27 protein-coding genes are annotated in these 26972 nt (G+C 72.3%); 14 read left to right on the plus strand and 13 right to left on the minus strand.

Translation table 11 applies throughout. The annotated features are described in order from the left end of the window. Positions 1-112: 112 nt before the first annotated feature. The 8 genes from ACIQAK_RS05160 (at position 113) to ACIQAK_RS05195 (ending at position 6696) form a co-directional block, all read left to right on the plus strand. The gene (locus tag ACIQAK_RS05160; protein ID WP_366391016.1) at positions 113-964 is read left to right on the plus strand and encodes an STAS domain-containing protein; all 852 of its coding nucleotides are present in this window, start codon (positions 113-115) and stop codon (positions 962-964) included. Beyond that, the gene (locus ACIQAK_RS05165; RefSeq protein WP_151509958.1) at positions 961-1335 is read left to right on the plus strand and encodes an STAS domain-containing protein; all 375 of its coding nucleotides are present in this window, start codon (positions 961-963) and stop codon (positions 1333-1335) included. Before ACIQAK_RS05160 ends, ACIQAK_RS05165 begins: the two co-directional genes overlap by 4 nt. Then, on the plus strand, positions 1332-1754 hold the full coding sequence (locus ACIQAK_RS05170; RefSeq protein ID WP_366391015.1) for an ATP-binding protein: 423 nt from the start codon (positions 1332-1334) through the stop codon (positions 1752-1754). Before ACIQAK_RS05165 ends, ACIQAK_RS05170 begins: the two co-directional genes overlap by 4 nt. Beyond that, on the plus strand, positions 1751-2836 hold the full coding sequence (locus tag ACIQAK_RS05175) for an ATP-binding SpoIIE family protein phosphatase (protein ID WP_366391014.1): 1086 nt from the start codon (positions 1751-1753) through the stop codon (positions 2834-2836). Before ACIQAK_RS05170 ends, ACIQAK_RS05175 begins: the two co-directional genes overlap by 4 nt. Further along, positions 2836-4233, plus strand: a complete 1398-nt coding sequence (locus tag ACIQAK_RS05180; protein ID WP_366391013.1) for an ATP-binding protein — start codon at positions 2836-2838, stop codon at positions 4231-4233. Before ACIQAK_RS05175 ends, ACIQAK_RS05180 begins: the two co-directional genes overlap by 1 nt. Beyond that, positions 4230-5858, plus strand: a complete 1629-nt coding sequence (locus tag ACIQAK_RS05185; protein ID WP_366391012.1) for a fused response regulator/phosphatase — start codon at positions 4230-4232, stop codon at positions 5856-5858. The genes ACIQAK_RS05180 and ACIQAK_RS05185 overlap by 4 nt, the downstream gene beginning before the upstream one ends. A gap of 92 nt (positions 5859-5950) precedes the next feature. Next, positions 5951-6445: an RNA polymerase gene (locus tag ACIQAK_RS05190; RefSeq protein WP_366391011.1), complete on the plus strand. Its 495-nt coding sequence runs from the start codon at positions 5951-5953 to the stop codon at positions 6443-6445. A 38-nt stretch (positions 6446-6483) separates the two neighbouring features. Further along, on the plus strand, positions 6484-6696 hold the full coding sequence (locus ACIQAK_RS05195) for a hypothetical protein (protein WP_366391105.1): 213 nt from the start codon (positions 6484-6486) through the stop codon (positions 6694-6696). Positions 6697-6748: 52 nt separating this feature from the next. On the opposite strand, the gene ACIQAK_RS05200 is transcribed toward ACIQAK_RS05195, so the two are convergent. Next, a complete protein-coding gene (locus ACIQAK_RS05200; RefSeq protein ID WP_366391010.1) occupies positions 6749-7894 on the minus strand; it encodes a cystathionine gamma-synthase in 1146 nt (381 codons plus the stop codon). A 66-nt stretch (positions 7895-7960) separates the two neighbouring features. Here ACIQAK_RS05200 and ACIQAK_RS05205 point away from each other — a divergent pair, with 66 nt between their 5' ends. The 3 genes from ACIQAK_RS05205 to ACIQAK_RS05215 all read left to right on the plus strand — a co-directional run bounded on the left by ACIQAK_RS05205 (position 7961) and on the right by ACIQAK_RS05215 (position 10436). Further along, positions 7961-9064, plus strand: coding sequence for a hypothetical protein (locus ACIQAK_RS05205; protein WP_366391009.1), 1104 nt, complete (start codon positions 7961-7963; stop codon positions 9062-9064). A gap of 211 nt (positions 9065-9275) precedes the next feature. Continuing rightward, positions 9276-9941 carry a peptide-methionine (S)-S-oxide reductase MsrA gene (gene msrA, locus ACIQAK_RS05210; protein ID WP_366391008.1) on the plus strand — a complete coding sequence of 222 codons (666 nt, stop codon included), beginning with the start codon at positions 9276-9278 and terminating at the stop codon, positions 9939-9941. 60 nt (positions 9942-10001) lie between these two features. Next, the gene (locus ACIQAK_RS05215; protein WP_366391007.1) at positions 10002-10436 is read left to right on the plus strand and encodes a VOC family protein; all 435 of its coding nucleotides are present in this window, start codon (positions 10002-10004) and stop codon (positions 10434-10436) included. Between the two features lie 77 nt (positions 10437-10513). Here the strand turns inward: ACIQAK_RS05215 and ACIQAK_RS05220 are convergent, their stop codons facing one another. Then, complete coding sequence (locus tag ACIQAK_RS05220; RefSeq protein WP_366391006.1) at positions 10514-10918, minus strand: helix-turn-helix transcriptional regulator; 405 nt, start codon at positions 10916-10918, stop codon at positions 10514-10516. A gap of 148 nt (positions 10919-11066) precedes the next feature. Continuing rightward, positions 11067-12455, minus strand: coding sequence for an NADP-specific glutamate dehydrogenase (gdhA, locus tag ACIQAK_RS05225; RefSeq protein ID WP_366391005.1), 1389 nt, complete (start codon positions 12453-12455; stop codon positions 11067-11069). A 309-nt stretch (positions 12456-12764) separates the two neighbouring features. Here gdhA and ACIQAK_RS05230 point away from each other — a divergent pair, with 309 nt between their 5' ends. After that, on the plus strand, positions 12765-13328 hold the full coding sequence (locus ACIQAK_RS05230; protein WP_366391004.1) for an RDD family protein: 564 nt from the start codon (positions 12765-12767) through the stop codon (positions 13326-13328). A 115-nt stretch (positions 13329-13443) separates the two neighbouring features. On the opposite strand, the gene ACIQAK_RS05235 is transcribed toward ACIQAK_RS05230, so the two are convergent. The 5 genes from ACIQAK_RS05235 to ACIQAK_RS05255 all read right to left on the minus strand — a co-directional run bounded on the left by ACIQAK_RS05235 (position 13444) and on the right by ACIQAK_RS05255 (position 18309). Then, positions 13444-13803, minus strand: coding sequence for a DUF1330 domain-containing protein (locus tag ACIQAK_RS05235; RefSeq protein ID WP_366391104.1), 360 nt, complete (start codon positions 13801-13803; stop codon positions 13444-13446). Between the two features lie 209 nt (positions 13804-14012). Then, positions 14013-14519 carry a polysaccharide biosynthesis/export family protein gene (locus tag ACIQAK_RS05240; protein ID WP_366391003.1) on the minus strand — a complete coding sequence of 169 codons (507 nt, stop codon included), beginning with the start codon at positions 14517-14519 and terminating at the stop codon, positions 14013-14015. A gap of 49 nt (positions 14520-14568) precedes the next feature. Continuing rightward, entirely contained in the window at positions 14569-15990 is a 1422-nt protein-coding gene (locus tag ACIQAK_RS05245; RefSeq protein ID WP_401847764.1) for a hypothetical protein, read from the minus strand. Positions 15991-16401: 411 nt separating this feature from the next. Continuing rightward, positions 16402-17667 (minus strand): Ig-like domain-containing protein, encoded by a 1266-nt coding sequence (locus ACIQAK_RS05250; protein WP_366391001.1) that lies wholly within the window; start codon positions 17665-17667, stop codon positions 16402-16404. A gap of 237 nt (positions 17668-17904) precedes the next feature. After that, positions 17905-18309 carry a hypothetical protein gene (locus ACIQAK_RS05255; protein ID WP_366391103.1) on the minus strand — a complete coding sequence of 135 codons (405 nt, stop codon included), beginning with the start codon at positions 18307-18309 and terminating at the stop codon, positions 17905-17907. Between the two features lie 153 nt (positions 18310-18462). Here ACIQAK_RS05255 and ACIQAK_RS05260 point away from each other — a divergent pair, with 153 nt between their 5' ends. Then, positions 18463-18771, plus strand: a complete 309-nt coding sequence (locus tag ACIQAK_RS05260) for a hypothetical protein (RefSeq protein WP_366391000.1) — start codon at positions 18463-18465, stop codon at positions 18769-18771. 79 nt (positions 18772-18850) lie between these two features. On the opposite strand, the gene hutH is transcribed toward ACIQAK_RS05260, so the two are convergent. The 5 genes from hutH to ACIQAK_RS05285 all read right to left on the minus strand — a co-directional run bounded on the left by hutH (position 18851) and on the right by ACIQAK_RS05285 (position 25182). After that, on the minus strand, positions 18851-20401 hold the full coding sequence (gene hutH / locus ACIQAK_RS05265) for a histidine ammonia-lyase (protein WP_366390999.1): 1551 nt from the start codon (positions 20399-20401) through the stop codon (positions 18851-18853). A 161-nt stretch (positions 20402-20562) separates the two neighbouring features. Beyond that, the gene (locus ACIQAK_RS05270) at positions 20563-21717 is read right to left on the minus strand and encodes a diguanylate cyclase domain-containing protein (RefSeq protein ID WP_366390998.1); all 1155 of its coding nucleotides are present in this window, start codon (positions 21715-21717) and stop codon (positions 20563-20565) included. Positions 21718-21812: 95 nt separating this feature from the next. Beyond that, positions 21813-22625 (minus strand): enoyl-CoA hydratase-related protein, encoded by an 813-nt coding sequence (locus tag ACIQAK_RS05275; protein WP_366390997.1) that lies wholly within the window; start codon positions 22623-22625, stop codon positions 21813-21815. 157 nt (positions 22626-22782) lie between these two features. Beyond that, a complete protein-coding gene (locus tag ACIQAK_RS05280) occupies positions 22783-23982 on the minus strand; it encodes an adenylate/guanylate cyclase domain-containing protein (RefSeq protein WP_366390996.1) in 1200 nt (399 codons plus the stop codon). 330 nt (positions 23983-24312) lie between these two features. Continuing rightward, on the minus strand, positions 24313-25182 hold the full coding sequence (locus ACIQAK_RS05285) for a biotin--[acetyl-CoA-carboxylase] ligase (RefSeq protein WP_366390995.1): 870 nt from the start codon (positions 25180-25182) through the stop codon (positions 24313-24315). Positions 25183-25386: 204 nt separating this feature from the next. Here ACIQAK_RS05285 and ACIQAK_RS05290 point away from each other — a divergent pair, with 204 nt between their 5' ends. Next, positions 25387-26967: an acyl-CoA carboxylase subunit beta gene (locus ACIQAK_RS05290; RefSeq protein WP_366390994.1), complete on the plus strand. Its 1581-nt coding sequence runs from the start codon at positions 25387-25389 to the stop codon at positions 26965-26967. Positions 26968-26972 lie beyond the last annotated feature (5 nt).

Raw genomic sequence — 26972 nt, forward strand, 5'->3', positions numbered from 1 at the left:
CCACCCCGCGAGCGTATCCGCGCCCTCAGGCAGTCCGGGCTCTGTGGGCGTTGCCGTACGCTTCGGCAGAGTTGCCAGATGGATACTTTTTACCTTCGAGGGGTGCCGGACGATGGCGAAGCAGGACAGCAAGAGCGATCTGGTGGGACTGTTGTCCGCCGACCGCGAGAAGGTCGTGGACCGGTGGATCGACAGCGTCGTCGGGTCGCTCAAGGGCCGCATCAGCAAGGCGGAGGTCGACCGGGAACTGCGTGAACTGTACGCGGCGCTCGTGGAGGCGCTGGGCGAGGGCGGGGAGGACGCCCGGGGCGAGGGCATGTCCGAGATCCGGGCGCTGCTGACCGAGCTGTCGCGCAACCGGGCCCGGCAGGGCTTCACGCCCAGCGAGACGGCCATCAGCGTGCTGGCCCTCAAGAAGGCGCTCGAACCGGCGCTGCGCAACGACTCGGCCGAGGACACCGGCCGGTATCTCCGGCTGAGCCGGATCCTCGACGACCTGGCCCTGTTCACCATCGAGACGTACACCCGCACCCGCGAGGAGATCATCAGCTCGCAGGCGGCCCAGCTCATGGAGCTGTCGACCCCCGTGGTGAAGCTCTGGGACGGTGTCATCGCCGTGCCCCTCGTGGGCACCCTGGACTCGGCGCGCACCCAGGTGGTCATGGAGAAGCTCCTCCAGGCGCTGGTGGACACCGGCTCCGAGCAGGCCATCATCGACATCACGGGGGTCCCCGCCGTCGACACCCAGGTCGCGCAGCACCTGCTCAAGACCATCGTGGCGGCCCGGCTGATGGGCGCGGAGTGCACGGTCTCCGGCATCCGTCCGCAGATCGCGCAGACCATCGTGGCCCTGGGCATCGAGTTCGGTGACATCGTCACCAAGGCGACCCTCGCCGACGCCCTCCAGCTCGCGCTGAAGAAGTCCGGCATCGACCTCGTCGCGCAGCAGGGTGGCGGACGATGACCGAGCGGGTTCCGGTCCTGCGGATCGGGGACGTCCTCCTCGTCTCCATCCAGGTGGATCTGGAGGACCAGACGGTGCTGAACCTCCAGGAGGACCTGGCCGAGCAGATCGTCTCGCGCGCGGCCCGCGGAGTCGTCATCGACATCACCGCGGTCGAGATCGTCGACTCGTTCGTGGGCCGGATGCTGGCCACGATCGCCTCGATATCGCGGCTGCTCGACGCCGAGACCGTGGTGGTGGGCATGCGCCCCGCCGTGGCCATCACCCTGGTGGAGCTGGGCCTCTCGTTGGGCGGGGTACGTACCGCACTCGACCTGGAGAAGGGTCTCGCGCTGCTGCGCCGGTCCGCCGCCGGCGCGGACCGGCGATGAACGTTCCCTGGGCGGTGGGACTGGAGCCGCAGACGCAGGAGATCGTCCAGAACGACGACGTCGTACGGGCCCGCCAGCAAGTCCGCGCATTCGCCCAGGAGTGCAGGCTGTCCCTGGTCGACCAGACGAAGTTCATCACGGCCGCCAGCGAACTCGCCCGTAACACCCTGGTGTACGGCGGGGGCGGGGAGATGCGGGCGGGCCTGGTGGAGAACAACGGGCGGCGCGGCGTCGCGGCGGTCTTCGCGGACTCCGGACCCGGTATCCCCGACATCGAGCTCGCCCTGACCGACGGCTGGACCTCGGGCGGCGGGCTGGGTCTGGGGCTCAGCGGAGCGCGCCGGCTGGTCGACGAGTTCTTCCTGGACACCGAGGCGGGCCGCGGCACCTCGGTCACGATCGTCAAGTGGGCGCGATGACCCCCTTCAGAGTCCTCGACTGCGAGGACATCGCCTGGTTCCGGGCCGCCCCCGAGATGCCCTCGGCGGCCCGGGGAGCGGCGGCGACCCTGGCGCGCCGCATCGGCCTGGAGGGCTACCGGTCATCGGAGGTGGCGCTGGCGGTCACCGAGGCCGCGACCAACCTCCAACGGCACGCGACCGACGGGGCGCTGCTGCTGCGGGTCCTGCGCACCCCGGACCGGGCCGGCGTCGAGTTCGTCACCGTGGACACCGGCCCCGGTATGGCCGACGTGGAGGCCGCCCTCGCGGATGGCACGTCCACCGCGGGGACGCTCGGCATCGGGCTCGGGGCGGTGGCCCGGCTCGCCGACGTCTTCGACATCCACTCGGTCCCCGGGCGGGGCACCGTCATGGCCGCCCAGTTCTGGGCGCGTGAGGCCGTGGAGGAGATGGCCGGCGGGAGTCCCACCGTGGCCTCCGGCCTGACCCGGCCCATCAGCGGTGAGACGAGCTGCGGTGACGCCTGGGCCGTACGCGTGGACCCCGGCGCCGATCACGACCCGCGGTCCGGGGCCGCGGCGTCCGGTTCCTCGCCGGACCCGGCGATCCTGGTCATGCTCTGCGACGGTCTGGGACACGGCCCGATGGCCGCGCTCGCCGGTGAGGCCGCGGTCAAGGCGTTCCGGCAGAGCGCGGCGCGCCACCCGGAGGGCCTGCTGCGCGACATCCACACGGCGCTGCGCGGCACCAGGGGCGGCGCGGTCGCGGTGGCCCGGATCGAACCCGCCGCGCGGCGCATCCTCTACTGCGGCATCGGCAACGTGAGCGGGGTCCTCCTCGGTCCCGAGTCCCGCAACGGCCTGCTCTCGGCGCCGGGCATCGTCGGACAGCAGATGCGGAGTCTGCGGACGTTCGAGCTGCCCCTGCGACCGGGTGGGGCCCTGGTCATGCACTCCGACGGGCTGACCGAGCGCTGGAAGGCGGACGATGTGCCCGGGCTGCTCCGGCACACCCCGGCCGTGATGGCGGGCCAGCTGCTGCGCGAGGCCGCCGTGCGCCGCGACGACGCCGGGATCGTGGTCGTCAAGGGAGCCTGGTGATGGCGTCCGCCGCACGGTCCGGCTCCCTCTCCGCGTTCGATCTCGGCACGGCGCAGGACGTCTTCGCTCTGCGCCGCATCGGCCAGAGCGCGGCGGAGGCCCTGGGCATGGACCGCCAGGACCAGGTGCGCATCGCCACCGCGCTCAGCGAGCTGGGCCGCGACCGGCTCGGCTGCGAGGGGCTGACGGTGGCCTTCGCCCTGCCGGCCGGCCCCGAACCCGTCCTGGCCGTCGTCTTCGAGTGGGACCGCGGTACGAAGGCGGCCCCCGACCTCGAACCCGCCTCCCGCCTCCTGCACCGGGTCCGCCACGCGTCGGAGGGTGCCCGGGACCGGATCGTCGCCGAGCACCCGCTGCCCGCGGGCTGGGCCGACACCCCGCCCGCCCGGCAGCGGGTGCGGGAGGCCCTGCGCCGCCACGCGCCCACCACGCTCGCGGACGACCTGCGGGCGCAGACCCGCGACCTCATCGCCACCCTGGAGGAGACGCGGGCCCAGCGCGAGGAACTGCGCAGGCTCAACGACGAGCTGGAGGAGACCAACCGAGGGGTCCTCGCGCTCTACACCGAGCTGTCGCAGGAGCTGGAGGAGACCAACAGCGGTGTCGTGGCCCTCCACGCCGAACTGGAGGAGAAGTCGACCCGGCTGCGGGAGACCAGCGAGGCCAAGACGCGCTTCTGGACCAACATCAGCCACGAGCTCCGCACCCCCGTGAACGCGGTGGTCGCGCTCTCCCGGCTGCTGCTGGCGTCCGGGCCCGGTGGACTCACCGAGGAGCAGCGCCACCAGCTCTCCCTCATCGACGCCTCGGGGCAGACCCTGTTCTCCCTGGTCAACGACTTGCTCGACATGGCCAAGGCGGAGGCGGGCCAGCTGGAGATCACCTCGGCGCCGGTGGACCTGCGGGCGCTGGTGGGCCAGCTCGGGGCCGTGATGCGCTCCACCGGGACCCCGGGCGACGTCGCGCTGCTGACGCCCGACCCGGGCACGCTCCCCGTCACGGTGACCGACGAGGCCCTGCTCACCCGGATTCTGCGCAACCTGCTGTCGAACGCCCTGAAGTTCACCGAGAAGGGCGAGGTCCGGCTGGAGTTCGCGGCGGACCCCGGGGACTCCCCGCAGTGGATGACCTTCACCGTGGCGGACACCGGGGTGGGCATCCCCAAGTCCGAGGTGACCCGGGTCTTCGAGGAGTTCTACCAGGTACGGGGGCCGCTCCAGCGCGCCCACCGGGGCACCGGGCTCGGGCTCCCCTACGCCCGTACGCTCGCCGAACTGCTGGGCGGCACCCTGCGGCTGTCCAGCGCCCCCGGCGTGGGTACCCGGGTCGAGGTCCGGCTGCCCCACCGGCCCGCCGCTCCCCCGCCCGCACCCCTCGCCCCGGAGGCCGACGCGTGACCGACACAGCACGACGCGACAGCGCGCCGGGGATCATCCTGGTGATCGACGACGACGAGACCAACCGCTACGTCCTGACCAGCTGGCTCAGGCGGGCCGGGCACACCGTGATCGACGCCGCCGACGGCACCCAGGGCCTGGCCCTGCTCGGCGCCCGCGACACCCCGATGCCCGAGGCGGCGGTCATCGACGTCCAGCTTCCCGACATGACCGGCTTCGAGGTCTGCGAGCGGATCAAGGCCGACCCGGGCACCGCCTCGCTGCCCGTCATCCACGTCTCGGCCATCTCCATGAGCGCGGAGGACCACACCGAGGGGCTGAGCCGGGGCGCGGACGCCTATCTCGACCAGCCCGTCGATCCGGAGGAGTTCCTGGCCACCGTCACGGCCGCCCTGCGCTACGTACGGGCCCGGCGCCGGGCGGAACGTCTCTCCTTGCGGCTGGCCGCCCTCAACCGGGCGACCCTGGACGTCTACCGGGCCGTCGGCTTCCACTCCTTCGCCGCCGCGGCGACCGGCGGTGCCTCCGCTCTCATGGCCAGTCCCGCCACCGCGATCTTCCTGAGCCCCCAGGGGCAGCCCGTGCACAGCCACGCTGCGGGGCCGGACACCGCCCCGCGCTCCTCCCCCGCGCGCGCCGGACTGCTCGACCGGCTGGCCTCGTACGCCCTCGGCAGTGACACCGGGGCCGAGGTGCGGGAGATGTCCCGGAGCCAGTGGAAGGCGCTGCTCCCCCTCGACCCGATCGAGGAGGACGTCGTCCTCGTGGTGGCCCGGACCAAGCGCAACCGGCCGCCCGTCTGCGTCGCCGTCCCGGCCGGCGCGGCCCTCGGCACCGACGAGCGCGAACTCCTCCAGCAGCTCGTCAACGCCTGTGCGCTGGCCCTGGAGGCGCTGCGCACCTTCAACGAGGAGCACGCCCTCGCGCTCGCCCTCCAGCGCACCTTCCTGCCGGACCGGCTGCCGCGCGTACCGGGCGTCTCCCTCGCCGTGCGCTACCGGCCGGCCTCCGACCACGCGGAGATCGGCGGCGACTTCTACGAGGCCCTGGAGACGCCGGCCGGGCTGCTCCTGGCCATCGGTGACGTGGCCGGGCACTCGCTCGTCGCCGCGACGGTCATGGGCGAGATCCGGCACGCGTTGCGCGCCTACGCCTTGGAGGGCCACCCGCCGCACCATGTGCTGGAGCAGCTCGACGCCCTCCTCGCCCACACCCGGCCCGGCCTCACCGTCACGCTCTGCCTCGTCCTCGTCGACCCGGACGGCAGCCGGATCCACGTCGCCAACGCCGGTCACATCCCGCCCCTGCTGCTCGCCCCCGACGGCAGCGCCCGCTACCTCCACGAGCACGGCCCGCTGCTGGGGCTCCGGCTGTCGCACCCGCCCGCGCGCGTCCACCAGGTCGCGCCGGACACCCGTGTGCTGCTGATCACCGACGGCCTGGTGGAGGTGCGCACCCAGAACCTCGACGACAGCCTCACGGCGTTCCTGGACGCGACGCTCAAGGGCCCCCAGGAGCTGGAGGCCCTCTGCGACTTCCTCCTCGCGTCGTTCGGCGAGGGCAAGGAGGACGACATCGCCCTGCTCGCCATCCACCTGCGACCGGCCCCCGCGCCGCCGGCCTGAACGACGGCACGGGACCCGCCGGGGCGCACGCTTCGCCCCCGACGTGTCGCCCCCCTTGACCACGCCCGGCCCCCGGGGCTCGGATGAGCTCCATGCGAGAGCGGCAGACCCACCGGGACCGGCTCCGCGCCCAGGAGTTCGAGGCCTTCGTGGCGGGCGCGGGCGGCCGCCTGCTGCACCTGGCGACACTGCTCACCGCCGAGCCGGCCGCACCGGCGGGCGCCAACGTCCGGGCCGAACGGCTGCTCAGTGCCGCGCTGGCACGTACGTACGCGGAGTGGGACCGGCTGCGCGGCGAGGACCCCTACGACCGCACCCGCCAGGAGCTCGCGGTCCGCTTCGCCCGGCAGGCCCGGCGGCACCGGCACCCGCTCGGCGGGGTGCTGGGGCGGCTCACTCCGCTGGAGCGGCTGGTAGTGGTGCTGGTGCTGTACGAGGAGGCCGGCGAGGACCGGACGGCGGCGCTGCTGGGACTTCCGGCGGACCGGGTACGGGCGGTCTGCGGCCGCTCGATCGCGGTGCTGCGCTCGGGAGGCCGCCGGCGCCCCGCGGCCGGGTCGGCCCTTCCCCCCGGGACCACGCCGTGACGGGGCACCGGGACCGCAAGGCGGAGGAGGTCCGCCGGATGCTGGAGGGGCCGCACCCGCCGGTGCCGGCCGATCTGGCGCCCCGGGCCGCGCGGCGCGGGGCCCGGCTGCTGCGGCTGCGGCGCGGGGTGCGGCGTACGGCCTGGTGGCTGGCGGGGGCGGTGTTCGCCGCGTTCCTGGTGTGGGCGGGCGTCGAGCAGCCGTGGCTGCCGGAGCCGGCCGAGGTGACGCCGCCGCTGGAGGGGTGGTGAGTGGTGAGGGGCCCGCCCGTCGCCGGGCGGGCCCCCTGGCTCGCCCGGGGACTCAGCCCAGGGCCTGGGTGAGGTCGGCGAGCAGGTCGTCGCCGTTCTCGATGCCGACGGAGAGGCGGACCAGGTCGGAGGGGACCTCCAGCAGGGAGCCCGCGACGGAGGCGTGCGTCATCCGGCCGGGGTGCTCGATCAGCGACTCGACCCCGCCGAGGGACTCGCCGAGCGTGAAGAGCTTCGCCCGGTTGCAGACCTCGACCGCCGCTTCCTCGCCGCCCGCGACGCGGAAGGAGACCATGCCGCCGAAGGCCTTCATCTGCTTGGCGGCGACCTCGTGGCCGGGGTGCTCGGGCAGCCCCGGGTAGAGGACGTGGGAGACCTTGGGGTGCCGGGTCAGCAGCTCGGCGACCTTGGTGGCGTTCTCGGTGTGCCGGTCCATGCGGACGGCGAGGGTCTTGATGCCGCGCAGCACGAGCCAGGCGTCGAAGGGGCCGGAGACCGCGCCCATGGCGTTCTGGTGGAACGCCAGCTCCTCGGCCAGCTCCGGGTCGCTGACGACGAGCGCGCCGCCGACCACGTCGGAGTGGCCGCCCATGTACTTGGTGGTGGAGTGCACGATGACGTCCGCGCCGAGCGCGAGCGGCTGCTGGAGGTAGGGCGAGGCGAAGGTGTTGTCGACGACGAGGCGGGCCCCGGCCTGGTGCGCGACCTGGGCGACGGCGGCGATGTCGGTGATGCCGAGCAGCGGGTTGGAGGGGGTCTCCACCCAGACCGCCTTGGTGCGCGGGGTGATCGCGGCCCGCACCGCCGAGACGTCCGAGGTGTCGGCGACCGAGAACTCCACGCCCCAGCGCGCGGCGACCTTGGCGAACAGCCGGAAGGTGCCGCCGTAGGCGTCGTTCGGGATGACCACGTGGTCACCGGGGGTCAGCAGCGTACGCAGGAGGCAGTCCTCGGCGGCGAGGCCGGAGGCGAAGGCGAGACCGCGGCGGCCGCCTTCCAGGGCCGCCAGGTTCTCCTCCAGGGCGGTGCGGGTCGGGTTGGCGCTGCGGCTGTACTCGTAGCCGCCGCGCAGTCCGCCCACGCCGTCCTGCTTGTACGTGGACACCTGGTAGATGGGCGGGACCACGGCGCCGGTGAGGGGGTCGGCGGTGTTCCCCGCGTGGATCGCGAGAGTCTCGAAGCTGTGCTGGTCGCTCATGGTCCCGAGCGTAGTTCGTCGCCAGGGTGCTCATCGGCCACTTGCCGCTCCGGGGACAATGGGTCCATGGAGATTCTGTTGTTCCTGCTCGCGATGTGCATGCTCGCCGCGATCGCCGGCCCCTGGGTCATGCGCCGGCGGGGCGGTATCCGCCAGGTCGCCCCGGGCTCCCCCGACGCGGCCGACCCCGACACGTACGGCTTCGCCCGCCAGGAGGAGCTGGACGTCCGGATGCCGGGCCCGGACCAGGACCTCCTGGACGTGCTCGACGTCGTCCAGGCCACCCAGGACTGGCGGGCCGCCTCCCAGCTGCTCGCCGGTACGCCGAAGGAGGGCGAGGTGCGCTGGCAGCGGGTGCAGGCCTTCGCGGGCGCCGCCTCGCTGGAGCTGGCGCGGCAGCCGGGCAAGGGCGGGTCCTGGCTGCGGGCCTGGCGCGCGGAGGCTCCGAAGGACGCGGGCGGGGCAGCGGTGCACGCGGAGTTCCTGGTGCAGCAGGCGTGGCGCTCATCGGCGGCGGGCAGCGACGACTTCCGGATCATCCTGGAGGAGGCCCGTACGGTCTGCGGCGAGGCGGCCCTGCTGGCGCCCGGCGACCCGGTGCCGTACATCGTGGAGCTGGCGGTGGCCCGGGGCCTGGCCTACCCCCCCGAGCAGTTCGACCAGCTCTGGGCGAGGATCATCGACCGGGCCCCGGCCCACATGGGCGCGCACATCGCGGCGCTGCACTTCCACTGCGAGAAGTGGCACGGGTCGCGCGCGGACGCCGACGCCTTCGCCACGGCCGCCGCCGCCCGCGCCCCGCAGGGCTCGCTGCTGGCCGCGCTGCCGCTGTTCGCGGTGTACGAGCACCTGCCGGAGGTCAACCTGGTGCAGGGCTTCTACCGCGGCCAGGTGGTGACCAAGGCGGTCGAGGGAGCGATGTTCGCGGTGCACGCGGCCCGCCCGGACGACCCGATGCTCGCCCACGTCCGCCATCTGCTGGTGCTGTTCCTGGTCCACATGGAGCGCTGGTCGGAGGCGGTGCACCAGCTGGTCCACATCGACGGCCACGTGGGCGCGCTGCCGTGGACGACGGATGCGGACCCGGCCGCGCAGTACACGGTCTACCGGGCGCTGGCGGTCGCGGGGTACGAGGCGAACGGGGGCTCCCCGGCGACGCTGCCGCACTGAGGTGTCGCGGCCGCTGTCCCGGAATCCCGGCAGCCGGGTCGCGTGCCGGTCCGGAATCCCGGGCGCCGCTCCCGTGCCGGCCGGAATCCAGGGCGCCGGTCCCGTGCCGGCCCGGAATCCCGGGCGCCGGTCCCGTGCCGGCCTGGAATCCCGGCAGCCGGTCGCGTGTTGTACGGAGCGAACCCCGACCGACCCCGGAGGAGCCACCCGCATGTTCCTGAACCGCCGCACCCCCGAGCTCCCCACCCCGGAGCAGGCCCTGCGCGGCCGCCCCGTCCCCGAGTTCACCGTCCCCTCCCGCCACACGGTCCTCGGCAACCCCCTGGTGGGCCCGTACCCGGAGGGTCTGGAGGTGGCGGACTTCGCGCTCGGCTGCTTCTGGGGCGCGGAGCGGAAGTTCTGGCAGACGGAGGGCGTCTGGACCACGCTGGTCGGCTACCAGGGCGGCTACACGGAGAACCCCACGTACGAGGAGGCCTGCTCGGGCCTGACCGGCCACACGGAGGCGGTCCGGGTCGTCTTCGACCCGGCGGTCGTCTCGTACGAGGAGCTGCTGAAGCTGTTCTGGGAGTCCCACAACCCGACCCAGGGCTTCCGCCAGGGCAACGACGTGGGCGCCCAGTACCGCTCCGCGATCCACACCCACTCCCCCGCCCAGGCAGCGGCGGCGGACGCCTCCCGCCAGGCGTACCAGAAGGTCCTGACGGCCTCGGGCCACCAGGAGATCACCACGGAGATCCTTCCGGCGCAGGGCCGCCCGTTCTGGCCGGCGGAGGCGTACCACCAGCAGTACCTGGACAAGAACCCGGGCGGTTACTGCGGGATCGGCGGTACGGGGGTGTCCTGCCCGATCGGTATGGCACCGGTCGAGGGCTGAGCGGCCACCCGGGACGGAAACCCGGTGCCGGTGGAGGGCACGCGCCACTAGGGTGCCCGGATGGCAACGATCAGGAAGCTCCAGATCACCTTCGACTGCGCCGAACCCGAGCGCCTCGCCCGTTTCTGGTGCGAGGTGCTGGGCTACGTCGTCCCACCGGCGCCCGAAGGGTTCGACACCTGGGCGGACTACGACCGCTCGCTGCCGCCCGAGCGGCAAGGGGCGTGGTTCGCCTGCACCGACCCCTCGGGGGTGGGCCCGCGCCTGTTCTTCCAGCGCGTTCCGGAGGGCAAGACCGCCAAGAACCGGGTGCACATCGATGTGCGGGCCGGCACCGGGCTCGTGGGCGAGGAGCGCCTCGCCGCACTGGAGGCCGAGCGCGACCGGCTGGTGGCGCTCGGCGCGGTGTGTGAGCGCGTGCTGGTCGCCGACGAGGAGAACGAGTCCTGCATCAACATGCAGGACATCGAGGGCAACGAGTTCTGCCTCGACTGAGGGACTGCCAGGGCCCGGCCCGCCAGGGGGCCGGGCCGCCTGCTCAGGCCGCCAGGCCGTGGGGCCGGGCCGCCTGCTCAGGCCGCCAGCCGTACGGTGCCCGTCAGGCCCCCCGGGCCGCCGGGCCGGCCCGTGGCTCCGGCGCTCAGGCTCCGGGACCGCGCAGCGGACAGTCTGATCAACTCCCCCTGAGCCAGCGCCAGGACGTCGGCGAGGCTCAGGCCGAGCGACTGGGCGGCGGCCGCCAGCACCTCGGACGAGGCCTCCTTGCGACCGCGCTCCACCTCGGAGAGGTAGCCCGTCGAGATCCGCGCGGCGTCGGCCGCATCCCTCAACGTCCGTCCCTGGGCCAGCCGTTCCCTCCGCAGCACGTCCCCGACGAGGTCGCGCCAGAGCGGCTCCCGGGACGGAGCGGGCCCGGCCGGAGGCGGGAGCGGGCGCAGGGGGATGACGCGGGCCTGGTTCATCGCTCGGATGGTCACCGCTCCACTCTAGGAGCAGTGCGCCCGGCGGGCACGGGTCGGGCGTTGCGCTCCGGGCGGATCTGCTGACGGCGAATTCATGTGACACGGAGGACCGGCACCGGCCCGGCGGGAACCGCGCGGGCCGGTGACCTCCGTGGCGGCGTCCTCAGATCAGCCCCTGCGCCAGCATCGCGTCCGCCACCAGCTCGAAGCCCGCGATGTTCGCGCCCACCACGTAGTTGCCCGGGCTCCCGTACCGCTCGGCGGTCGTGTGGCAGGAGTCGTGGATGTGCCGCATGATCTCGGCGAGCCGCTCCTCCGTGTGGGCGAAGGACCAGGAGTCCCGGGACGCGTTCTGCTGCATCTCCAGGGCGCTCGTCGCCACCCCGCCCGCGTTGGCCGCCTTGCCCGGGGCGAAGGCGACGCCCGCCTCCTGCAAGACCCGGAACGCGTCGGGGGTGGTGGGCATGTTGGCGCCCTCCGCGACCGCCTTGACGCCGTTGCGTACGAGCTCGAGCGCGTCGGCCTCGTGGAGTTCGTTCTGCGTGGCGCAGGGCAGGGCCACGTCCACGGGGACCGACCACAGCCCCGTACCGGGCACGAACCGGGCGTGTGCGCCGCGCCGTTCGGCGTACTCGGAGACCCGGCCCCGGCCCGCCTCCTTGATCTCCTTGAGGAGGGCGAGGTCGATGCCCTTCTCGTCGACGACGTAACCGCCGGAGTCCGAACAGGTGATGACGGTCGCGCCGAGCTGCTGGGCCTTCTCGATGGCGTAGATGGCCACGTTGCCGGAGCCGGAGACCGCGATGGTCTGGCCCTCCAGCGACTCGCCCCGGCTGCGCAGCATCTCGGCGGTGAACAGGACCGTGCCGTATCCGGTGGCCTCCGTACGGGCCTGGGCGCCGCCCCAGCCGAGGCCCTTGCCGGTGAGGACGCCGGACTCGTAGCGGTTGGTGATCCGCTTGTACTGGCCGAAGAGGTAACCGATCTCGCGGCCGCCCACGCCGATGTCACCGGCGGGGACGTCGGTGTACTCGCCCAGATGGCGGTGGAGTTCGGTCATGAACGACTGGCAGAAGCGCATCACCTCGGCGTCGGAGCGGCCCTTGGGGTCGAAGTCCGCGCCGCCCTTGCCGCCGCCGATGGGCATGCCGGTGAGGGCGTTCTTGAAGATCTGCTCGAAGCCGAGGAACTTCACGATGCCGAGGTTGACGGAGGGGTGGAAGCGCAGGCCGCCCTTGTAGGGGCCGAGCGAACTGGAGAACTCGACCCGGAAGCCGCGGTTGACGTGGATGTCGCCGGAGTCGTCCGCCCACGGCACCCGGAAGATCAGCTGGCGTTCGGGCTCGCATATCCGCTCGATGATGCGGGCGTCCACGAACTCGGGGCGTTGCGCCAGCACCGGGCCGAGCGTCTCCAGGACCTCGCGGACCGCCTGGTGGAACTCCTTCTCACCCTGGTTGCGCCGCAGGATCTCGGCGTAGAGCGGCTCGATGACCCGGTTCACCTCGTCGTGCGCGCGGGTGGAGTCGGGGGCGTCGGGGATGACCGGCATCTGATCAGGACCTTCCTTGGTCGGCTCGTGCGCGTCGGCACCCCTGTCCCAGGGGCACCAGCGTCGTACGCCGCGATTGTCCCCCGCCGCCCGATCATCTTCGACGACCATCCACATATTGGCCGTTCTGTCCGCGTACGCGTTCGCGTATCCGTTCGCATCCCGGTAAGGGACGGGTGAAAGCCGTTCAGGGCGTGGGAGGTTACCCGTCAGGAACCAGGACACCCCGCCTGACGATCAGTCATGATGCTCCCCATGACGAAGCCGCAGGGGCGTCGGAGAGCGCAACCTCCTTATCAGCCAAGGTCGTTGTACGGATTCGGCCGTACCGCCGCCCCTCCCGTGCGGCCGCGGCCCCACCCGTACGACGCCCCAGGGCTCCGGCCCCGCATCCCCAGGGGCACGGGCGAGACGCGCCGCTATCTGGCGGTCGGGCTCGACTGCTACCTGTGCCTGCTGGTCGTCGGCCTGCTGGTGCACTCCTGCCTGGGAGCCGCGGGGGCGGGAGCGGGGCGGACGGCGGCGGTGCTGGTCGGCCAGCTGACCGTGCTGTCCTTCGCCAACCAGGTGCTGCTCACGATGGCCGTACGGGCGAGCGCCGGAAAGCTGATCATGGGCGTGCGGGTGATCCGGCTGCCCGACGCGGGCCGGCCGGAGTTCCGCCGCCTGGTCCTGCGCTGGCTCTACGGCCTTCTCTGGCTGCCGCTCCAGCCCTGGCACCACCTCCGCCGGGCGACCGCCGAAACGCCACCCCGCGAGCGCCTGGGCGGCTGCCCCCGCACCGCGCCGCACGCGGACCTGGCGGGGATACGCCAGGTCCACCGCAGCGACCTGCGGTACTACCGGGAGGCGGTGGCGGGGCGCACGAGGTAGGACGCCCCCGCCTCGCCGGGTGCGGGTGCCGCCCTGCCCCACCTCGCCGGGTGCGGGTGCCGCCCTGCCCCACCTCGCCGGGCGCGGAGGCCGCCCCGCCGCGCGCCCGGACGCACTACCCCGCCACGCTCTCCCGCGCCGCCCGCATCGCCGACGCCGTGGCCGACGCGTCGTACTCCGGGCCGACGCCCGGGACGATCACCACGTCACCGTCGAGGTGCCGGGTGCGCAGCGGCAGGATCTCCTGGTAGGCGGCGGACGCGTACCAGGCGCGGACCTCCTCGACGCCGGGGAAGGCCACGAGGACCAGCGCGCCCGGCCACTCCCCCTCCACCACCTCCACCTCGGCCCCGTGCACCAGGAAGCGGCCGCCGTAGGGCGCCATGGTGGCCTGGATGCGCTCGATGTAGCTCAGCACCTCGTCCTGGACGGGGCCGTCGGCGGGGCGCAGATGGGCGATGGCGTACGCGGTCATGGTCCGGTCCTCCGGGGTGGGTCGGGGTGGCGCTTCCTGACACCCACGATGCTGCCGGGCGGAGCGGAGGGCGTCGATTACCTCGGAGGTCATGACGGCTACCTCGGTGGTCATGACGGCTACCTCGGTGGTCATGACGGCGGTCTCCTGGACGAGCGCCTGGCCGGGGCCCGTCCCGCAGGTGCGGCTCGGTCACCGGGAGGGGAGGCTCAGAAGAGCTCCACGCGGGTCACGTTGACCAGCGGCTGCGTGGAGATCTGGGCATCCAGCAACCCCTGCTCGATCTGGTGCTCCGCCTCGAAGAAGCGGTTGTCGCGGATGAGGACCCCGCCCAGGAAGGGCATGTTGATGCCGCCCGAGGCGTCCACCGGGAACGAGCCGGAACTCGCGTCGATGGTGCCGTCGGGGTTCAGCATCCGCACGAAGAGCTTGTCCCCCGGCTGGACGGTGTTCTCCAGGTCCACCCGGTCGCCCCGGATCCCGAGATTGACGGTGACGGTGGTCAGGATGCCGTCCGTCACGAACCGGTCCTCGATCTCGGCCCGCAGGTCCGGCGTCAGCGGCTTGCCCTCGGCGAGGATCATGTTCAGCGAGGGAATCCGCAGCAGGCGGCTGGCATCGACCGGGTAGTCGTGCGAGAAGTCCGTCACCACCCCCGCCGCGTCCCGTATCTCGACCTGGACGATCTCCCCCAGTTCCAGTGCGGTGGCCGACATGGCCCCTCCTTTCCCGGTGCGCCCGGCCGCCCGGTCCGGACCGGGCGGCTCAGGTCACCACCAGCGTCATGGTCGTCATCGGCTGCACCGGGGTACCGGGAGCCGGCGACTGCGAGGTGATCCGCGAGCCCGGACGGCTGGCGTCGCCCCGGACATCGGGGATCACACCGCTGCGGAGCACGGTGAAGAAGAAGTTGCCCAGCTCCCTGCGGTCGAGTCCGAGCGCGTCCAGCCGGGCCCCGACGAAGTTCAGGCAGTGGTCTACGCCCTCCATGTTGATGCAGGCCAGCAGGCTGATGGCCGGTTCCGCCAGCTGGCCGACGAGATTGGGCATCGCGTTGGGCGCCGCCGGCGGCGGCGGGGTGACCGGAGGGAGGATCTCCTTCTGCCTCGGCATGTTCGCCGGCAGCCCGGTGAGCCGGAAGTCCGCCTTCCCGTGGATGTCCCGCATGTACACCTCGGGGTCGCGCGCCTCCTTCAGGTTCTCGATGGCGAAGGACGCGGCCTCCTCGATCACGTCGAGGTCGCCGGCGAGCGCCGCCCGCAGGACCTGGAGGTCCGGCCCGTCCGGCGCGAACTCGAACTCGTCGGTGTGCCGGATGTCGAGGACGTAGTCGACCAGGTTGAGCATGTCGATGCTCTGCGACCGCAGCTTCGCGCAGCGGATCAGCACCCGGCGCTGTTTCTCGATGTCGGCGATGTTCGGCGGGGTCGGCCCCAGTGCGATCGCGTAGGGCGCCAGCGACGCCGTGTACGCCCGCGGCGAGTCCTTCACGCTCTTCGTCCACTCGTCCATCGCATCGTAGAGGTCGCTCAACAGCGTCACCGGGTCTCCGCTGCGCGGCTGGGTGGTGAAGGTGCCGCCGTCGTGGAGGATGAACGCCTCGGCCCGCGCCTCCGCGTTCCGCATCGCCTCCGAGATGCTGATCCGCACCTCGGCCGAGACCGTCACCCCGTAACTGCCCTCCAGGGCCGCGTTGACCGACATCTTGGACTGCACGCTCTTGGTGTCGATCCGTACGACCCCGAAGAACCGGCCGCCCGTGCCGATACCGCGCACGAAGTACTCGCCGAACTGCTCCTCCAGCGGCTTCCCCTGCTTCTTCAGATCCGACGCCGCCTTCGACAGCTCCGGCGAGTCCATCTGTTTGAAGGCGAAGGCCCGCGAGTTCGACACCATCACGGTGAGAGAGCTCGACTGGACCCGGCACCGCTTGGAGAAGTCGAGTGAGGCGGAACCGCTGAAGAGACCGATCCCGGCCGAGATGTCCGCTCCCACGCCGAGTTCCGACTCCAGTTCCTGTGTCGTCTCGATGCGCCGGAAGGTGAAGGAACCGGTCTCACCGCCGCCGACCTGCGGCGGGGTCACCATCCCTGTCGCACCGAGGGCCATGGGGCTGCCGCTCGCCATCGACACCCCGATGCCGATGTCGTATCCGTCGCGCATCGGAACCATTTCCTGCTTCATCACCACGGCTAATCCTCCGTCCGGCTGTGCAGCTCGGCGGGCCAGAGAGAGTCGCCGGGCCGGCGGTTCGCGGCCCGGGCGGACGCACACCGCCGCGGCGGCGGCCGTCGGGGGCGGCCCGGAGAATGGCGGCCCCGTTCCGCGTCGGCGGCCCGAGGCGGGAACACCCCGCGGCCGGGACGGGAACACCCCACGGCCGGGGCGGGAACACCCCGCGGCCGGGGCAGGAACGCCCGCTTCCATTGTCCACCCGGGCGCCGAAAGCCGCATGCCAGGACGGCAGTTGCCCCGGGCGCCCGAGTGCCGGCCGGTGAGCTCGCCCGGACACGCCGAAGGCGGCGGCCCCCCGGCGTTGCGGGGGGCCGCCGCCTTCGGGCGGGGACGAGGGTGAAGCGAGAGGGTGGGGCGGATGGATCAGGCCTCGGAGCCGGCCGTCCACTGGGCCCAGTCCATGTTCCAGCCGTTGAGGCCGTTGTCCGGCTTGATGGTCTTGTCCGGGGAGTTCTTGACGATGACCACGTCGCCGACCATGGAGTTGTCGTAGAACCAGGCACCAGGCGCGCCGGGGTCGTTCGCGCCCTTCACGTCGGCGAGGCCCACGCAGCCGTGGCTGGTGTTGGCGTTGCCGAAGATGCCCTTGCCCCAGTAGTTGCCGTGGATGAAGGTGCCCGAGGTGGACAGGCGCATCGCGTGCGGCACATCCTTGATGTCGTACTCGCCCTTGCCGTCGTCATCGGTGAAGCCGACGGTGGCGCCGTTCATCCGGGTCTCCTTGTGCTTCTCGGAGATCACCATCTGCCCGTTGTACGTGGGGTTCTCGGGGGCGCCGGCGGAGATCGGGATGGTCTTGACGGTCTTGCCGTCGCGGGTGACCGTCATCGTCTTGGTCTTCACGTCGACAGTGGAGACCTGGTTGCGGCCGACCTTGAACGTCACGGTCTTCTGCTGCACGCCGTAGACGCCGTCGGCGCCCTCGACGCCGTCCAGCGCCAGCTTCAGGGTGACGGTCGAGCCGCCCTGCCAGTAGTTCTCCGGGCGCAGGTCCAGGCGCTGGGCGTTGAACCAGTGGCCGACGACCTCCTGGCCGCTGCTGGAGGTCACGGTGATGCCGGCCTGGACGGCCTTCTTGTCCGTGATCGCCTTGTTGAAGTTGATCGAGACGGGCATCCCGACGCCGACGGTGGAGCCGTCCTCGGGGGTGAAGTTCCCGATGAAGCTGTTGTCGGGCGAGACGGTGGTGAAGGAGCTGTTCTCGTGGGCCTCGCGGCCCTTCACGTCCTGCGCCGTCGCGTTGATCTTGTACGTGGTGGAGCGTTCCAGCTGTCCTGCGGGCTTCCAGCTGGAGCCGTCGGCCGACAGCGTGCCCTCGACCGGCTTGCCGTCCGCCGAGGTCATGACGACCTCGGTCAGCTTGCCCTTCTTGACGGAGACCTGGGCGTCGTTGTTGATGCCGGCGTCGGTGGCGCCGTTCTTCGGCTTGATCGCTATCTGCGCTTCGGAAGCGTCCTCGGCCGCGGCCCTGTCCACCTCCTGCGCCTGTGACGACTCCGAGCTTCCGGCGCCCGCCTTCTTGTCGCCGTCGTCGCTACAGGCCGAAAGCACCAGCACGCCGCCGAGCAGTGCGGACACGGCCGCGAGGCCCTTGCGCCGCTTGCTGTCCGTCATCACACGCTTCTCCATCGTTGCCGATTTCCCCAAAATCCCCGATCGGGGCCGCCAGGCGGCGATTCCCCGTCAATGTTCCAAGAACACCCAGGACGGGCACTCCGTTCCGCATCCGTCAGGGATGTGGGGAACACCACTCATCGACGCGGCCGCGGCAGCGGTGGTTCCCGCTGTCGAGCCCGACCCGCGACCTCCGCACAGCGCGGCCCCGGTCCGCCGTGAAGCGGGGGCCGGGGCCGTCGTTCTCACACGTCAGACCCGCTGCGCGAGGTCACCGTCCTCGCCGTCGTTCTTCCCATTGTGCGCGACCTCGTCGCCGTACCCCTCCTCGTCGCCGCCGATTCCGGCCAGGAACGGGCCGTCCTCGTCGTCCTCGTCGCCGTCCCAGCCCTCCGCGTCGGGGTCGTACTCGACGCTCTCACTGCTCCAGGAGGCCTGCGCGAGCTCGACTCCGGGCACTTCGGCGACCAGGTCGAACGGGTCGATCAGCGAGGCGAGGGCTTCTGCTCCGTCTGCCCGGACGGTCGCCTCGGCATGCATCCGCTCCTCGGCGGAGTCCTTCCCGGTGATCCCCGAGACGGGCTCCCCGTACTCGGCGGCGATGGATTCGAGGGCGGTGCCGGTGAGGGCGTCGAGGTCGGTGACCTCCAGCACCATCTCCACGCGAACGCGAACAAACCTGGATGTCTCTTCTGTGCTCATACTCCGGAGCGTAGGGCTCGTGGAGGCCGCGACTTTCCTCCGACCCGCTGCTTTGCTTAGCATCGGCCCACGGGGCTAACTCATGGTTGTCACAAGGGGATCGAAACTGTGTCCGTCACTCGTCGCACGCTCCTGACCGCCACCGCCGCGGGAACGCTGCTGACCGCTCTCTGGTTCGTCCCGTCGGCCAACGCGACCGTCGAGACCGGCGCGCGGAGCGGCGTGGCCACCGCGCCCGGCAGAGGTATCCAGCCGGCCGCCGAGGACACCGCCTCCGGCCCGCAGCTCGCCGAGACCGGCCCCGGGGTGGACACCACCCCGTATCTGATCGGCGGCACCGCGCTGCTCGGCATCGGCGCGGGCTTCGTCACCTACTCGGTACGCCGTTCCGGGGCCGGGACGCGCCCGGTGCTCTGACCTCCGTACCCGCGAAAAGGGCTGCCACACCCCCCGGTGCGGCAGCCCTTTTCCGTATGAGGGGAGGTACGGGACCGGCTCAGGCCAGCGGCCCGGTGACCGGCTCCACCGCCGCGACCAGACGCCCTCGCCGTACGAACGTGTCGGCGGCGGCCAGGTCCGGCGCGAGGAAGCGGTCCGGGCCCGGGCCCTGGGCCCCCGCGGCCCGCAGCGCGGCCACGGCGGCCTGCGAGGCGGGGGCGGGGGTGAGGCCCTGGGCCGCCCGGATCTCCACGGCACGGGTCGCCGCGTACAGCTCGACGGCGACGATCCGGGCCAGGTTGTCCACGGCGGTACGGAGCTTGCGCGCGGCCGACCAGCCCATGGAGACGTGGTCCTCCTGCATCGCGGAGGACGGGATGGAGTCGGCGGAGGCGGGGACCGCGAGCCGCTTCATCTCGCTGACCAGGGCGGCCTGGGTGTACTGGGCGATCATCAGCCCCGAGTCGACCCCGGCGTCGTCCGCGAGGAAGGGCGGCAGACCGTGCGAGCGGTTCTTGTCGAGCAGCCGGTCGGTGCGGCGCTCGCAGATCGAGCCGAGGTCCGCGGCGACGATGGCGAGGAAGTCCAGGACGTACGCGACGGGCGCGCCGTGGAAGTTGCCGTTGGACTCCACCCGGCCGTCGGGGAGCACCACCGGATTGTCGACGGAGGAGGCCAGTTCGCGCCCGGCGACCACGGCCGCGTAGTCCAGGGTGTCGCGGCCCGCGCCGTTGACCTGGGGGGCGCAGCGCACCGAGTAGGCGTCCTGCACCCGGGGCGCGTCGTCCTGGTGATGGCCCGTCAGGCCCGAACCGGCCAGCACCCGCAGCATGTTGTCCGCGCTGACACCCTGACCGGGGTGCGGGCGGATGGCGTGCAGCTCGGGGGCGAGGACCTTGTCCGTGCCGAGCAGCGCCTCCAGGGAGAGGGCGGCGGTGATGTCGGCGGAGGTGTAGAGGGTACGCAGGTCGGCGAGGGCCATGACCAGCATGCCGAGCATGCCGTCGGTGCCGTTGAGGAGGGCCAGGCCCTCCTTCTCGCGCAGCTCGACCGGCGTGATCCCGTGCGCGGCGAGCAGCTCGCCCGCCGGGCGGACCGTGCCGTCGGGACCCTCCGCGTCGCCCTCGCCCATCAGGGTGAGCGCGCAGTGCGAGAGGGGCGCGAGGTCGCCGGAGCAGCCGAGCGAGCCGTACTCGTGGACGACGGGCGTGATCCCCGCGTTGAGCACGTCCGCCATGGTCTGCGCGACCTCCGGGCGTACGCCGGTGTGGCCGGAGGCGACCGTCTTGAGCCGGAGGAACATCAGCGCGCGCACGACCTCGCGCTCGACCCGGGGGCCCATGCCCGCCGCGTGCGAACGGACGATGTTGCGCTGGAGCCGGCCGCGCAGCTCGGTGCTGATGTGGCGGCTGGCGAGGGCACCGAAGCCGGTGGAGACGCCGTAGACCGGCTCGGGCTTGGCGGCGAGCGCGTCCACGATGAGGCGGGAGGCGGCGAGCGCGTCCACGGCGGCGGTGGAGAGCTCGACCCGTGCGCCGTGGCGGGCCACGGCGACGACGTCCTCGGCGGTGGTTCCGGACGTCCCCACCACGACAGTGTGCATATCCATATTCAGCAGCGTACGGATTGAAACCCGCCATGTCACTAGTGGTTGAGCAGGGGAACCCTTACCGCTCGCAGGGGAACCCTTACCGCTCGCAGAGGAACCCTTACTGCTCGCAGAGGACCCTTACCGCTCGCAGAGGATCCTTACCGCTCTGCCGTGCGTGATCACGGCCGGTTTCCGCGCAGCCTGCGCCGGTCGTGCGCGGACTTCGGCGGGGAGTCGGCGAGCCGGATGACCTCGCCGTCCCGCCCGGCCACCACCGGCCGCAGCGAGCGGGCGGCCTTGGCCCGGTACTGCGCCGCGTCCGCCAGCCGGAACAGCCGGCGGGCCGAGCGCACCGGGCCGATCGGATCGCCGGTCGACGCGACCCCGCAGGCGACCCCGTTGCCCAGTTCGATCACCGCCGCCCGGTCGCACAGCTCGGTGGCCACGGCGACCACGTCGTCCGCCGGGGGCCCGTGGGCCACCAGGCAGAACTCGTCGCCGCCGAGCCGGGCGGCCAGGGCGTCCGGGAGCATCGCCCCACAGAGGGAGAGCACCGAGCCGAAACGTTCCAGCAACCGGTCGCCGACCGCGTGCCCATGGTTGTCGTTCACCGCTTTGAGGCCGTTGAGATCGCAGACGACGAGGCTGACGACGACCCCCGCACCGCGGTGCGCCTCGACCGCCTCGTCAAGCCGGATGTCGACGGCCCGCCGGTTGGCGAGGCCGGTCAACGGATCGGTGAAGGCGAGCTTGCGGACCTCCTCCAGCCGTTCGGTCTGGGCGATCCCGGAGGCCACGACGGCGGCGAGCACCGTGGCGAAGTTCGCGTCGTCCCGGTCGAAGACCGGTTTTCCGGCCGGGCGCGCCACATACAGCTCGCCCCAGGCCCGGCCGTGCAGCACGATCGGCGCCACCACGCAGCAGCCCCGGCCCCGCCGCCTCAGCGCCGCCACCCGCTGGTGGCAGTAGGGGCGGGCGCCGCGCGCCGGGCCGCCGGCACCGGGCAGGCCGTCAACGGTCTCCACCCAGGCGTCGGGCTCACCGCCGCCGGCCCAGCGTTCGTGCAGGAACTCGGTGATCTCCGGGAACTCGTGCACCGGGTAGGCCTCCTCCTCGGGAAACTCCTCCTCCCCCTCGGCCCGCTCCCCCGCGTTCACCAGGACCCGCAGCCGGCCCCGGTCCCGCTCCCAGACGGAGAGCGCGGCGAACGAGCCGCCCAGCGCGTCGCGGGCCCCGAGCGCGGCCGCCCGCCACGATTCGCGCGGCGTGTAGGCCGCGGCCATCGTCTGCGCCAGCGCCACCACGGCCCGTAGCCGCGCATCATCTCCACCCATTTATCCAGCTTAGGTAGATTTGTTCTTTTTTGATCAGTTTGCTGCGCAACTAATTCCCGGCGCCGACCGGCGGCCGCCGGAGGCCCGTCGCGCGGTCACTCACCCGGCCACCGCGGGCTCCGCTTCTCGTTGAAGGCGGCCACCCCCTCCGCCCGGTCCCCGGAGAAGGCCACCGACCGCCAGGCCGCGTCCTCCACCTCCAGGCCCGCCCGCAGATCCAGCCCGTGCCCCAGCCGGAGCGCCCTCTTGGCCGCCCGCAGCCCGACCGGAGAGTTGGCGGCCATCCGGGCACCCAGCGCCAGGGCCTCCTCCCGGTCCCGGCCGGCCGCCACCAGCTCGTCGACCAGGCCCAGCTCCCGCGCCTCGGCGGCCTCCACCCGGCGCGCGGTGAACACCAGCTCGGCGGCGCGGGCCGCACCCACCCGGCGCGGCAGCAGCTGCGTACCGCCGCCGCCGGGGATGACGCCCACCGACACCTCGGGCAGCCCGACCACGGCGGTGGCGTCGGCGACGATCACATCGCAGGCGAGGGCCAGCTCGAAGCCGCCGCCGAGGGCGAAGCCGTGCACGGCGGCGATCGTCGGCATCGGCAGCTCCAGGACGCCGGTGTAGGCGGCCCGGGCGGTGGGCCGCTGGCGTACCAGCTCGGCGTCGGTGAAGGAGTTGCGCTCCTTGAGGTCGGCGCCCACGCAGAAGGCCCGCTCATGGCTGGAGGTGAGGACGGTGACCCGGACGCTCCGGTCGGCGCCGAGCGCCTCGCAGGCGGCGGCGATGGAGCCGGCCATGTCGGTGGAGACGGCGTTCATGGCCTTCGGCCGGTCGAGCACCAGCTCGGCCACGTGCTCCTGGCCCTCGTGGCGCCGTACGGCGACGAACTCCCCGAACCGCTGCTCGGACGTGACGGTCATGACTGCACCCCTGTCGGTCGACTGCCGGTGGACGACACCGGTGAACGCGGGTTGACGAGCGTTACCGACAGGGATCCTAGACAGGGCACCCGGGGAACTGACAGGGCGAGCGGGGAGCGACGACGCAACCGCTCGGAAAGCGGATCGGTGGACGGGCTCAGGACCCGGTCTTCCCCCGCCGGGCCAGCAGCCACGGCTCCACGACCCCGAGCCCGCGCACCGGCCGCTGCCACATCGGCTGGAGCCCGAAGCGGTACGTGGGCAGCGGCGGCTCGTCGACCGCCTCGCGGCCCTCCTTCTCGGCCAGCCGGGCCCGCTCGGCGGCGGCCGCGACCTCCTCGGCGGCCTGGGCCTCGGACTCCGGGGCGTCCCGGTGGCGCACCAGCTCCTTGGCGAACGCCCCGTCCACCAGGACGGCGTCCTTCGGAGCTATCGAGGTGAGCCGGCTGGCGAGGTTCACCGTGGTGCCGAAGACATCGCCCATCCGTGTGGTGACCGTGCCGAAGGCGATCCCGACGCGCAGCGCGGGCATCGTCTCGTCCTGGGACATCGCCTCGATCAGCCGGAGCGCTATCTCGGCGGCCGTGCCCGCGTCGTCGGCGGCGAAGAGCACCTCGTCGCCGAGGGTCTTGATGAGCCGTCCGCCGTGCGCGGCGACCAGGTCGGCGGCGGTGGTCTCGAAGGACTCGACCAGCTCGCCGAGCTCCTCCTCCTCCAGGCGCCGGGTCAGCCGGGTGAAGCCCACCAGGTCCGCGAAGCCGACGGCGAGGCGCCGGTCGACCATCTCGTCGTCGTCGGCCGCCTGCACGACCCGCCCGGTCGCGGCGGCCAGCTGACGCCGCCACACGTAGACGAGGAACTCCTGGAGCTCCGGCAGCAACAGCTCGACCAGCGGATACGTGACCTCGGTCCGGGTCATCCCGGGCTCGGGCGGCTCGGTGAGCCCCTCCAGGAACGAGTCGATCTGCCACTCCGCCAGCCGGGCGGTGGTCTGCCCGGTGGAGCGGGCCACCTGGATCGCCATCGGCTCACTGAGCAGCCCCGCCTCCACCAGACCGGCGAGCCGGCGCAGGGCGAGCACGTCGGCCTCGGTGAGCGCCTTGGCCTGGCCGATGTCGGCGAAGCCCATGGCCCGCCAGAAGCGGGAGGCCAGGTCCATGGAGACACCGGCGGTGCGGGCGGCCTGGAAGGGCGTGTAGCGGCGGTCCGCCCCGAGGATCAGCGCTTCGAGGCGGATGGCCAGGGGGTCGTCGGTCGGCTCGGCCGTGTGGTCGACCTCGTGATGCGGGGTGGCATGGACCGAGGAGTCCGACGGGGGCTCCTCGCCCGCGCCGGACGTCGTGTCGCCGACGGTCACCAGCCGCCTCCTGCCCGTTCCCTGCGCACTGCCTGCCGATCTGTCGCTGGATCGCACCGACGATGATCTGTCGCTGGATCGCCTCAACAATACGGCAGGTGTGCCCTGGCTCACGTCCTTGGCCGCCCGTTACGGGTGAGTCGGGTGTGACATCTACCGGTTACGCGGTATCCACCGGTACGGCCATCGGGGCTGCTCCGGCGTACGCCGAGGGGACGTGACCGCGCCCCCGGGGCTTGCTCCGGCGTACGCCGAGGGGACGTGACCGCGCCCCCGGGGCTTGCTCCGGCGTACGCCGAGGGGGCGTGACCGCGCTTCCGGGGCGGATGCTCAGGTCAGACCGCCCGCCGCGCCCCGCAGGTGCACGATGTCGCCCGCCGATACGGGCTGCTGGAGCCCCTCGTCGGTGGAGAGCACGAGCCGCCCGTCGCCGTCGATCACCACGGCCCGCCCGACCAGGGAGTCCCCGCCCGGCAGCTCGGCCCGCACGGTCCGGTCCAGGGTCGCGCACCCGGCCGCGTACGCCGCCTGGAGCCCGCTCGCCGCCGCGTCCCCGTCCGCGGCCTTCCACTCCCCGTACCAGTGCTCCAGCGAGCGCAGGACGGCCCGCAGCAGGGTTTCGCGGTCGGTGGAGACCGCCCCGGCGAGCGCCAGCGACCCGGCGGTGGGGGCGGGGAGCTCGTCGGCGCGCAGCGAGACGTTGATGCCGAGGCCCACGACGATGCCGTCCCCGGCGAACTCACCGAGGATGCCGCCGGCCTTGCGCTCCTCCCCGCCCACGGTGACCAGCAGGTCGTTGGGCCACTTGAGTGCCGTGTCGACGCCCGCCGACCGGGCGAGGCCGGTCGCTGCGGCCACTCCGGCGAGCAGCGGAACCCACCCCCACCGCTCCACCGGTACGTCGCCGGGCTCCAGGTACACCGAGAAGAACAGCCCGGAGCGGGGCGGCGCGGTCCAGCTCCGCTCCAGCCGGCCGCGTCCGGCGGTCTGCTCCTCGGCGATCAGGACCGTGCCCTCGCGCAGGCCGCCGGAACGGGCCCGCTCCGCCAGGTCGGAGTTGGTCGAGCCGGTTCTCTCCACCACCTCCAGCTCGCTCCACAGCGCCTCGGGCCGCAGCAGTCCGCGGCGCAGTGCGGTCACGTTCAGGGGCGGCCGGTCCAGGTCCGACCAGCGGTTGTGTGGCGCATCCGGTGGTGTCATGCAAGCCACCCTAGGTGTGGCAAAGGACGCACTGCCTTTCCGCAGGCGCGCCGATACCCTACGAGTCAGTAGCCACCGATTACGAAACAGCGTCACGCACCAGAGTGACGAGTCAGCAGCCGCAGAGCCGGACAGACGACCGCCCGTCCCCCCGTGACCGCTACCGGTCGTCGTCCCCGTGACCAGGCAGGGAGCCGCCCCCCGATGTCCGAGCCGCAGAGTGACATCCACACCACCGCGGGCAAGCTCGCGGACCTGAGCCGCCGTATCGAGGAGGCGACGCACGCGGGATCGGCCCGTGCGGTCGAGAAGCAGCACGCCAAGGGCAAGCTGACGGCCCGTGAGCGGGTCGATCTCCTGCTGGACGAGGGCTCGTTCGTGGAGCTCGACGAGTTCGCCCGGCACCGCTCCACCAACTTCGGCATCGAGAAGAACCGCCCGTACGGCGACGGTGTCGTCACCGGGTACGGCACGGTCGACGGCCGCCCGGTCTGCGTGTACTCACAGGACTTCACGATCTTCGGCGGTTCGCTCGGCGAGGTCTACGGCGAGAAGATCGTCAAGGTCATGGACTTCGCGCTGAAGACCGGCTGTCCCGTCATCGGCATCAACGACGGCGGCGGGGCGCGCATCCAGGAAGGCGTGGTGGCCCTCGGGCTGTTCGCGGAGATCTTCCGCCGCAATGTGCACGCCTCCGGGGTGATCCCGCAGATCTCGCTGATCGTCGGCCCGTGCGCGGGCGGCGCGGTCTACTCCCCCGCGATCACCGACTTCACCGTGATGGTCGACCAGACCTCGCACATGTTCATCACCGGCCCCGACGTCATCAAGACGGTCACCGGCGAGGACGTCGGCTTCGAGGAGCTGGGCGGCGCCCGTACGCACAACACCACCTCCGGGGTGGCGCACCACATGGCGGGCGACGAGAAGGACGCCATCGAGTACGTCAAGTCGCTGCTGTCCTACCTCCCTTCGAACAACCTCTCCGAGGCCCCGGCCTTCCCGGAGGAGGCGGACCTCGCCACCACCGACGAGGACCGCGAGCTGGACACGCTCATCCCGGACTCGGCGAACCAGCCCTACGACATGCACACCGCGATCGAGCATGTGCTGGACGACGCCGAGTTCCTGGAGACCCAGGCCCTGTTCGCGCCGAACATCATCACCGGCTTCGGCCGGGTGGAGGGCCACCCGGTCGGCATCGTCGCCAACCAGCCGATGCAGTTCGCCGGCTGCCTGGACATCGACGCGAGCGAGAAGGCGGCCCGCTTCGTCCGCACCTGCGACGCGTTCAACGTGCCCGTCATCACCTTCGTGGACGTGCCGGGGTTCCTGCCGGGCGTGGACCAGGAGTACGGCGGCATCATCCGGCGCGGCGCCAAGCTGATCTACGCGTACGCGGAGGCGACGGTCCCGCTGATCACCGTCATCACCCGCAAGGCGTTCGGCGGCGCGTACGACGTGATGGGCTCCAAGCACCTGGGCGCCGACCTGAACGTGGCCTGGCCGTCCGCCCAGATCGCCGTCATGGGCGCCCAGGGCGCGGTGAACATCCTGCACCGCCGCACCATCGCCGCCGCCGAGGACCCGGAAGCCACCCGTGCCGAGCTGATGGCCGACTACGAGGACGCGCTGCTCAACCCGTACGTGGCGGCCGAGCGCGGCTACGTCGACGCGGTGATCATGCCGTCCGAGACCCGGGCCCACATCGTGAAGGGGCTGCGTCAGCTGCGCACGAAGCGGGAATCACTGCCTCCGAAGAAGCACGGCAACATTCCTCTCTAGAAAGG

The sequence above is a fragment of the Streptomyces sp. NPDC088706 genome, assembly GCF_044752765.1.
Lineage (GTDB): Bacteria > Actinomycetota > Actinomycetes > Streptomycetales > Streptomycetaceae > Streptomyces.